10 protein-coding genes are annotated in these 8,637 nt (G+C 31.1%); 3 read left to right on the top strand and 7 right to left on the bottom strand.

Features of this window, described 5'->3' with window-relative positions:
• From QZZ48_RS08445 to glmS, 5 genes are all read right to left on the bottom strand, one after another.
• Positions 1 to 267, bottom strand: a 267-nt coding sequence (locus QZZ48_RS08445; protein ID WP_294964324.1) for a hypothetical protein, incomplete at its 3' end; no start/stop codon positions are given.
• Positions 268 to 365: 98 nt separating this feature from the next.
• Positions 366 to 1,937 carry an AMP-binding protein gene (locus QZZ48_RS08440; protein WP_294964322.1) on the bottom strand — a complete coding sequence of 524 codons (1,572 nt, stop codon included), beginning with the start codon at positions 1,935 to 1,937 and terminating at the stop codon, positions 366 to 368.
• Between the two features lies 1 nt (position 1,938).
• On the bottom strand, positions 1,939 to 3,129 hold the full coding sequence (locus QZZ48_RS08435; protein ID WP_294964319.1) for a glutamate mutase L: 1,191 nt from the start codon (positions 3,127 to 3,129) through the stop codon (positions 1,939 to 1,941).
• A complete protein-coding gene (locus QZZ48_RS08430; RefSeq protein WP_294964316.1) occupies positions 3,126 to 4,490 on the bottom strand; it encodes a methylaspartate mutase in 1,365 nt (454 codons plus the stop codon). The genes QZZ48_RS08435 and QZZ48_RS08430 overlap by 4 nt, the downstream gene beginning before the upstream one ends.
• Positions 4,490 to 4,900 (bottom strand): methylaspartate mutase subunit S, encoded by a 411-nt coding sequence (gene glmS / locus QZZ48_RS08425; protein WP_294964314.1) that lies wholly within the window; start codon positions 4,898 to 4,900, stop codon positions 4,490 to 4,492. The genes QZZ48_RS08430 and glmS overlap by 1 nt, the downstream gene beginning before the upstream one ends.
• 109 nt (positions 4,901 to 5,009) lie before the next feature.
• Between glmS and rraA the strand changes: the two genes are divergently transcribed.
• The 3 genes from rraA (at position 5,010) to QZZ48_RS08410 (ending at position 7,215) form a co-directional block, all read left to right on the top strand.
• On the top strand, positions 5,010 to 5,489 hold the full coding sequence (gene rraA / locus QZZ48_RS08420; RefSeq protein WP_294964311.1) for a ribonuclease E activity regulator RraA: 480 nt from the start codon (positions 5,010 to 5,012) through the stop codon (positions 5,487 to 5,489).
• 16 nt (positions 5,490 to 5,505) lie between these two features.
• Positions 5,506 to 5,850, top strand: a complete 345-nt coding sequence (locus QZZ48_RS08415) for a hypothetical protein (protein ID WP_294964309.1) — start codon at positions 5,506 to 5,508, stop codon at positions 5,848 to 5,850.
• 135 nt (positions 5,851 to 5,985) lie between these two features.
• A complete protein-coding gene (locus tag QZZ48_RS08410; protein ID WP_294964306.1) occupies positions 5,986 to 7,215 on the top strand; it encodes a putative glycoside hydrolase in 1,230 nt (409 codons plus the stop codon).
• Here QZZ48_RS08410 and QZZ48_RS08405 read toward each other — a convergent pair.
• On the bottom strand, positions 7,205 to 7,873 hold the full coding sequence (locus QZZ48_RS08405) for a SprT family zinc-dependent metalloprotease (protein ID WP_294964303.1): 669 nt from the start codon (positions 7,871 to 7,873) through the stop codon (positions 7,205 to 7,207). The two genes, QZZ48_RS08410 and QZZ48_RS08405, sit on opposite strands and share 11 nt — an antisense overlap.
• The gene (gene queC, locus QZZ48_RS08400; protein ID WP_294964300.1) at positions 7,860 to 8,534 is read right to left on the bottom strand and encodes a 7-cyano-7-deazaguanine synthase QueC; all 675 of its coding nucleotides are present in this window, start codon (positions 8,532 to 8,534) and stop codon (positions 7,860 to 7,862) included. The genes QZZ48_RS08405 and queC overlap by 14 nt, the downstream gene beginning before the upstream one ends.
• Between the last annotated feature and the right edge of the window lie 103 nt (positions 8,535 to 8,637).

Below are 8,637 nucleotides of genomic sequence, written 5' to 3'. Positions count from 1 at the left end.
AATATATTCATTTTGTTCAATTTGAGCCAATGATGAAGTTTTGATAGTAATAATTCTATTTTTGAGTTCATATATTTTTTCTACTTTATATAATTCTGTTGAAAATATAATTGTAAAAGTTAATAATACTATTGTTGACATTATCTTAAGATACTCAAATGTTGAATCTTCAAATATTAATTTTACTGCAAATGCAAATACAATGGCTCCTGCGCTTAATTCAATAAATGTAGGTAACATTAATATATCAATTCCATGATTTGTCATAAATACGTCCTAATAAGTTAATTATCAGATAAAACTGACTATTAACTTATTATGGATGTATAAATATTAGAATAACCTTAATCCTTAACAGAGATACACTAATTCTCCGACAACTCTCTCTTCAACTCATCCTTATTAATTTGATTGTTATCACTTTGAACCAATGGAAGAGACTTTTTATAGATGACTCTACTTGGTAGCATATAAGATGCTAGATGTTTTTTAAGTTCAAAAAGTATTTCTTTTGGAGGTATCTCACTTGGTGCAGAATAAACCATTACTATCTCTTCTTCTATAAGCTCATTATCAATTGAAAAAACTGCACACTGCTCTATCTGAGGTAAGCATCTAGATACAACTGATTCTATTTCATATGGAGATACTCTAAATCCTCTTGTTTTTATCATATTGTCATGTCTTGAAACGAAGTAAAAATAACCCTCTTCATCTTTATAAACATAATCACCCGTAGCAACAACTATTTCATCTGTTAGCTGTCCCTCTAGGTTTATAACATCTTTTAGTATCTGGATTGATTTAAATCTTTCAGCATTTTGCTCCGGTGCATTCCAAAAACCTTTGTAGATGTATCCACCTCTATGAATTAACTCCCCTACTTCACGTACAGCACACTCTTTGCCCTCTTTATTAATAACATATAATTCAACGTCAGGAATTGCTTTACCAATAGAATCAGGTCTTATCTCAACCTGTGATGGATCTAAGTAAGTTGAGCGAAAAGCTTCTGTAAGACCATGCATAGAGTAAAAAGAAGCATTTTTAAAAGTTTTTTTACACTCACTTATCATCTTAGCAGTTACATTCCCACCAGATGAAGTTATAGTTTTAACAGCATCAAAAAGCTCAGGATTAGGAATTCTGCTCATCTCTTCATCAAACATCTGCGTAATATTTACAGGCATAAGAGGTATAACAGTTATTTTATCATTAATAAGATGATTAAAAAAGTCCTCTGGTAGTATAAATCTATGTATAGCTAAAGTAGCTCTTTTATAAAGAGAACAAAAGATTTGGTTGAGTCCATAGTCAAGATTAAATACAAGTAGACCAGAGATAACATCTTCTTCTTTTAGGTCTAAATACTGAGAAACAACTCTAGCAGAATCAATAAGGTTTCTATGAGAAATCACGATTCCTTTTGGAGTTCCACTCATACCAAATGAGTAAGTTATAAGAGCATTTGAATGTCCATTTATATCACAAACATAAGGCTTGTTATAGTATTTAAAGATTTCTTCAAAAGATGCTATTTCCTTACCTGCCGTTTCATATGAAATAATATGACCACTAAAATTAATCTCTTCTATACTTTGTAGTTTTAGTTTATCAGTTATTATACACTTAATGTCACAGTCATTAATAATATACTCAACTTGTTCTGGTTTAAGAAGTTTAGTCAAAGGTACATATATGTAATCAGTAGACAAAATAGCAAGTATTGCAATAACTTGCTCTAGTCCTTTACTTGAATAAATTCCAACTCTTGAGTCTTTAGGAAGATCAAGTTCTTTTAAGTAATAAGCAACCTGATTTACTTTTGTAAATAATTCAGAGTAAGTAATAGTTTTTTCATTATAAACTAATGCTATTTTGTCACTATGAGTCTGCGCTGCATCTTCTATTAAAGTTCTTATACAGTTTATTGACATGTTACTTTCCTTTTGCCCCAAGAGTCCAGATATCGTAGTTTGAATCTAGGATAGTTACTGGATTATGCTCTGAGTTTAGTATTTTTTTGTAGAAAAATGAGATAATATCTTCAATCTCTTGTGACGATAGAACTTTTGTAATACCACCTGTTAATACAATTGAGTTGATAGATAATAATTTTAGATTAACATATGCCTGTTTATAGTGTGACATTTTACAAAGAACAAGAAAAATAGCTAACTGCATAAGTACCTTAGTTGCTTTTTGGCTCTGCTCTTGGAAAATATTTTCTGTAACTTTCAAGTGTGTTAAAAGTTCATAAACAAACTCATTATTTTGTGCAGCAAATATAAGAGACTCTTTTGATTTATAAACACCAAGTTTTTTAAATACTAATCTGTCATATTCATTCTCAGTTACTATATTATCATCAACTAAGTCTTTAGAATAATGAATATCTGTAGTAGCTCCACCAATATCTATAAGTATATATGGATTTACCACTGCAAACTTCGTGTGAATGATAGGTAGCGTCTTATTTACTATATATGGAGTCGAATATATTTGGTTTGAAGTAATGTCATATAGATGTTTAATATCTTCTTTTCCAACTATATCTTCTTGATAAAGATTTGTAAGGTAAACTTTTAGATTTTCTTCAATTATATGAAGCTTATTATCAATGATATTAGGTAATATGACAGTATTTTCTATATTTTCTTTTAACGCTGGAGCTTGTGTCTCACTACCTACATATACTATATTAGAGTAGTTTAGTTTATTTAAGTAACTATATAAATCTGAGCTAAAAATATTTGAGTTAGAGTTTATTCCTCCAACAATGATTATTACATCTATAGTATCACTTGGAATAGAGTACTCTTGTATATTTTGATACATAACTGTCTCAATAATATTGATACCAGAGTTAAAAGCTATATTTTTAGCGTACTTCAATGAAAATGAGTTCGTAAGACCAATGATAAGTGTACTTAAACCACCGTTTGCAGATGAACAGATATGTACGTCATCTTTTTCATAACTATCGATTGTACTACCGCATTTGTATTTCAAGTCGTCTAAGATACCTTTGTTAAAGTCTCTTAGATGCTGCTCTATACTCGTAGGCGTACATAGCTTGAAGTAAGTACTTCCTACATCTATTAAAAGTTTGTCATTCATTTTACTCATTGCATAATCCCTATGTCATGGATAATATCATTTACGATGCTTGTAGTGTCTTTAGTAAGGTCACACTGAGCTTTTTCATACTCAAAACAACGATCAGGAATAGGTACATTTCCTCTTTTTATGATTCTAATATTTTTCTTTGCATCTCTAATTGTTATCATCTCACTATGGTTTATAATATGTGGAGAGAAAGGTACATCTATAATTCCATTTTTAATAGAGTTAAATACTTTTCTCCATAGAGTGTCCGCAGGGTCGTTAAACACAGCTTCCATGATAGCATGAACTTCAAGAGTCATAATCTCTTCTTCTTCCTTATCTACGATGTTTGGAAGACCGTTTAAGATGCCAAGAGTGTACTGAGTATTTGCAACAGTTTTTGCATTCGCTTCTTTAGTAGGTATTCCAGAAGCTTCTTCTCTTGTTTTAGTAATAATCTTATTGGCACCAACCATAGATGCTATAACAGTAGACATATTGATTAGTTGCTCTGCAAAATCTTTGTTAGTTGGGAAAGCTCCCATCCATTGGTGATAAACAAGATTTATAGAAGCGTCTCCACAGTTAATTTGCTCTGCATAGTGCTTTGCAAGCTTTTTAATAACTGCACCCATAACGATGTCTTGGTTCATAGAACCTGTTTGAGAAAAAGAAACAGAGAATGATTTAACACCCTCTTCTAGTGAGAGTAGCATCTCAAGAAGCTGAATAACAATAGTAATAGCAGGAGGAACTAAAGTAGCTGTAAGAGGTCCAAATGACTCTCTGTTTATTGGCTCGTTAAGAAGTGAGTAGTTTGCGCAAACTTTTTCTACATACTTCCAGTAAAGGAAAGCTTTGTCAAGAGGAAAGTTCTTTGAGTATGGCAAGAGATAAGTAATAGGCCCGCCTTCAATCTCAAAAATACCAGATGCAATAGCAGTCTCAATAAGAAGCCTTGCATCTGGTGTACCATGACGTAGACTTACAGGCTTGTTAAAGTGAGTAACCATTTTTCTAGTATTTCTGTAACCGTGATTTACTAGAGGGTAACCATTTAGCATATCTACTTCATTCTCTTCACTTAGACGTAGCATCTTCTTCGCTGTTGCATAGTCGTTAAGTCTTGTGTTTGAGTCGATAGTAAGAGGTAGAACATCTACATTTGCTTCTACAAAAAATTCATTTAGAGCAAACTGTTTCTTATATGTAGGGAAACCACCACGAGGTTGGACTAGCATCTTATTTTTTGTTTTAAAGTGATGAGATATAAAAAGATCTTTACTTGCATTTTTAACAAACTCTTCAACTTCTGCGAAGTCAAAGTTGTCTACATACTCGTTTCCTAGAATTATTTCTCTCTCTTCTTGGAGTAAACTCATTATTTATTTCTCTCTTTTAAAAACTCTTCTAATGTATCAAGTCCTGTACTTAAATCAACTTGGTGAAAAACTAAATCAAATCCGTAGTTCTTGTATTTAGGAACTATCGTATCTGCATCTGCACTTCCAACAACCAAGTTTCCACCAATAACCATTACAAGATTTTCTAAGTTCTTGTATTTTGATTTTAGTAGTTTAATCTCTCTACTCCACCCCTCTGCTTCACCGTTTAGTGAAGATATAAGAAGTATATCAGCTCCTGTTTCAACTACTGCATCAAAGAATTCTTCTAAATAAGTGTTAACACCTAAGTTAAAAACTTCAAATCCTCGTGCATGTAGTGAAAGTTCTATCAATCTATTTGCTACAACATGTATGTCATTTCCAACAACGCCTGTTACTACTTTCATCTATTGCTTACCTAATGTCTTTTATGAATGTAAAGATACCAAAGTTTATGTAAAAATAAGGTTATAAGGTGCTAGAATACATTTACAATTGAAGAAATAAGGGACGAAAATGGACTTTTTTACAGCAGACATCTGTGATGAGCATAGTGATAAAGCACTTGTACTTGACCCAGAGTATAAAAATTATGGTGGGGCAGATAAGTGTCAAGGTGAAGTAGTTACAGTTAAACTAGATAAAAACAATTCAGAACTTATTAAACTTCTTCGTGATGAAGATGGAGAAGGAAAAGTTGTTGTTGTAGATGTAAGAGAAGAATATTTTGCTGTTGTTGGTGAAAATCTTATGAAATTTGCACACAAAAACAATTACGCTGGAATCATAGTTAATGGATACATTAGAGATACATTCCAGATAAAAAATATTCCGGTAGCTCTATATGCTCTTGGAACTTGTCCTAGAAAGTATATTCCAGTTACAGAGGGTGAAAGAGATGTTCATCTATCTTTTGGTGGCATTGGCTTTAAAAATGGAGATTATCTCTATGCAGACACTGATGGTGTAATAGTTACATCTGAAAAAATAATATAAAATAAAAGGTAAAAATTTGACAAATATTAATGATATATACAAAGAAATGCAAGAACGACTTGATGAAACGGATGAAGATGCTGCAACTGAAGCAAAAGAAAAGCATGAGCCATTTGATAAAAACATGAAATCACTTTTAGAGTGTAATGACTTAGAAAATTATTTAATTAGATATGAAGAAATGAATAAAGAAGATGAAGCTGTATTAAAATGTTTCAATTTAGATACAACAGAAGAATTAAAAACTTATATCCAAGAAAAAGAAATTAGTTTTGAAGAGTTAAAGGCTCAAACAGTTCAAGCCTCGTGTGAAGCTCTTAAATTTGCTATCTACGATAGTGAAGAAGAAGATGATTATTAGCAATAATCGGCACTATAAAAGCGCCTAATTACTACTCTTCGTTACTTTCTAAATGAGAGATAAAGTATAATCCCATTTTTACATTAAAGGCATGATATTTGCTTTTAGTGACAAACATAAACTATTGGAACATACTTGAAAAAACTTCTCTTTATCTATGCTGTACTTCAAACACTGCTACTTGCGTCTTATGAAGGCACTATAATTGACAAAAACACTTTATTACCAATAGATAAAGCGATAATAAGCGACTCCTTAAAAAGTGTTACATCAGATATAAATGGTACTTTTTCTATAAATACTAAAGAAAAAAACTACCATGTAAAAGCTTATGGATATAAACCATATACATTTTCTTCGGATATAAATATTTCAACTATCAAAGTAGAACCTATAAAGATAAAAGCTCTTTATCTTACTTTTTGGGGTGCAAATATACATTCTAAAACTATAAAAAGAGTCTTAAATATTATAGAAAATACAGAAATAAATACGATTGTAGTGGATGTTAAAAATGAGTATGGATCAACTTCATTTAGAACTTCATTTAAGCAGGCTAACGAATATGGTGCTTACAAGAAGAGAACCATAGGAGATATAAAATACTTCATGAAAATAATGAAGTCTAAAAATATTTATATGATTGCTAGATTAGCTGTGTTTAAAGATGAACTTCAAGCGTCAAACAATGAAGATTACGCGATTAAAAAAGAAGATGGTACTATCTGGAGAAACCATGATAATATGGCTTGGGTAGATCCTTTTGATGAGAGAAGTCATAAGTATACAATTGCTATTGCCGAAGAAGCGGCAAATGTTGGTTTTGATGAAATCAACTTTGACTATATAAGATTTCCTGCTAAATCCGGACTAAAACTAAAAAAAGAAAGCAATCAAGAAAATCGAGTAAAGGCGATAGAGAGTTTTTTAGATTCAGCTAAAAATAGACTCAGAAAATATGGAGTATTTATCTCTGTGGATACTTATGGAAATATTTGTTGGGAAAAAGGTGACACAGGTATAGGTCAAACTATCGAGTCTCTCTCAAAGCATAGCGATTACATTTCTCCAATGCTATATCCTTCAGGATTTGCAAGCGGTTCATTTCATTTTGATAATCCAGCAGAGCACCCTTATGAGGTTATTTACAGAAGTATCAAACATATTAAACCTATTATAGACCCAAAACGTGTAAGACCTTGGTTACAATATTTTAAAGATTATGCTCATACAAAAAAGCATTACAAAAAGTTTGAAATAAGAGAGCAAATAAGAGCTGCAGATGATGTAAATGCAAGTGGTTGGATGCTATGGTCACCTTCAAGCAGATATCATGAAGAGTATTTTGAAGCTTCTACAGAGTAAAATTTTGTCTATTTTTAATCTCTTGTCTAACTCTTTTGGAGTCTGCAAAGTAGATATCAACTAAATTGTGAAAAAGCTTTGAGTGGTTCATATGTACTAAATGAGCTAACTCATGCACCACAACATAATCAATTTGCTCTTTTGTTAGTTTAATAAGAGCAGTATTAAAAGTAATAACTCTATCTGAATTACAACTTCCCCATCTACTTCGCATCTTTTTAAATTTTATCTCTTTGTATTTTAAGTTCATAATTTGAGCAAAATGTTGTGTTCTTAGAGTTAAATAGTTTTGAGAAAAAATCTTATAAAAATCATCGTAGCATCTAAGTATATTTTTTTTATTTACTATTCTAAGTCTATTTAAAAGAGCCCTAAGTTCTGAAGCTTCATCAGAATCTACACTATAAATCTCTCCAAATAATAAAACTTCATCTTCAAGATTTATTTGAACTGGAGGATTCTGTTTTCTCTTTAGGATTTGTTTTCTTATCCAGTTTTCTTTTTCAATTAATAACTCTTCTACATATGATTTGGAGACTTTAGAAGTAGTTAAAATTACTTTATAATCTTCATTTACACGTACATAGCTATTTTTCAACCTTGGCTTTATAATATGAATAATACCAAGGTCTTTAAAAATTATTTCATTCGTACTCAATTGGATCTGCTACTCTAGCTAATTTAAATCCATTTAATCTAAGTCTACAACTATCACAAACTCCACACGATTTATTTTCATTTTTATAACAACTCCAAGTAAGATGCAAGGGAACATTTAGTTCTAGTGATTTTTGAACGATCTGAGACTTTTTTAGATGCACTAAAGGCATTTTAATCTCTATTTTTGTTTCATCTTTTGTACCAAGATTTATGGACTTTTGCATGCTCTTTATATATGATTCTCTACAATCTGGATAACCACTGCTATCTTCCTCAACTACACCGATACTAATAACTTGTGCCCCTTCTTTTTCTGCAATAGCAGCGGCCATACTTAAAAATATCCCATTTCTAAATGGTACATAAGTAATTGGAACACTTTCTTCTATACCATCAGTTGGGACTTCTATATTTTTATCAGTAAGTGCAGAAGCACCTATCTGTTTAAAAAAGTCAAGATCAAGTATATACCTCTCAAGAACATCTAAATCATTACATATTTTTGTAAAACATTCAAGTTCTTTAGTCTGTGTTCTTTGATCATAATTAAAGTGTAAAGCAATTATTTCATAACCGCTGTTTTTCATCATATATGCGCTAAGAGTTGAGTCCATTCCACCGCTCATTACACACAATGCTTTTTTAGTTTGTTTATTCATGAAAGAATTTTAGCATATATTTTTAATAAACATTAAAACAAATTAGGTATATAATAGGTCAATAAACACAAAAAGGAGATATTATGGATGTTTCATCTTCACA

The organism is Sulfurimonas sp. (assembly GCF_016744025.1).
Classification (GTDB): domain Bacteria; phylum Campylobacterota; class Campylobacteria; order Campylobacterales; family Sulfurimonadaceae; genus Sulfurimonas.
The sequence above is the reverse complement of the archived record's forward strand: the minus strand, read 5'-3'. Positions and strand labels throughout refer to the sequence as shown.

What these genes read in the sequence shown, in the direction of transcription:
- QZZ48_RS08440 (WP_294964322.1), bottom strand. Translation starts at nt 1,937, where the DNA reads ATGTCAATAAACTGTATAAGAACTTTAATAGAAGATGCAGCGCAGACT.
- QZZ48_RS08435 (WP_294964319.1), bottom strand. Translation starts at nt 3,129, where the DNA reads ATGAGTAAAATGAATGACAAACTTTTAATAGATGTAGGAAGTACTTAC.
- QZZ48_RS08430 (WP_294964316.1), bottom strand. Translation starts at nt 4,490, where the DNA reads ATGAGTTTACTCCAAGAAGAGAGAGAAATAATTCTAGGAAACGAGTAT.
- glmS (WP_294964314.1), bottom strand. Translation starts at nt 4,900, where the DNA reads ATGAAAGTAGTAACAGGCGTTGTTGGAAATGACATACATGTTGTAGCA.
- rraA (WP_294964311.1), top strand. Translation starts at nt 5,010, where the DNA reads ATGGACTTTTTTACAGCAGACATCTGTGATGAGCATAGTGATAAAGCA.
- queC (WP_294964300.1), bottom strand. Translation starts at nt 8,534, where the DNA reads ATGAATAAACAAACTAAAAAAGCATTGTGTGTAATGAGCGGTGGAATG.